Raw genomic sequence first — 282 nt, 5'->3', positions numbered from 1 at the left:
GAGAGCTCGAATTCTCCTGCAAGTATGGGTACCGCGATGAACCAACCTTCCCAGATCTATGTCGGCATCGATGTCAGCGGCGACTTCCTTGACCTCGCCATTCACAACTCTTCCGACGCATGGCGCGTTCCGAATGACGCTGCCTCCATCGACCAGCTTGTCCAGCAGCTGGCCGCACTCAGTCCCACGCTCATCGTCATGGAGGCCACCGGCAAGCTCGAACTCGCCGTACTCAAGGCCCTCTGTCACGCGCGTTTGCCCGCCGTCGCCGTCAACCCCAGA

General features: G+C 60.6%; 1 protein-coding gene. It reads left to right on the top strand.

Annotated elements, in window-relative coordinates:
* Nucleotides 1-36: 36 nt before the first annotated feature.
* A partial coding sequence (locus U5782_RS41495) for an IS110 family transposase (RefSeq protein ID WP_415914507.1) occupies nucleotides 37-282 on the top strand: 246 nt, incomplete at its 3' end.

The organism is Paraburkholderia sp. J67 (genome assembly GCF_905220265.1).
Classification (GTDB): domain Bacteria; phylum Pseudomonadota; class Gammaproteobacteria; order Burkholderiales; family Burkholderiaceae; genus Paraburkholderia.
This window is presented reverse-complemented; position numbering and strand designations above follow the sequence as displayed.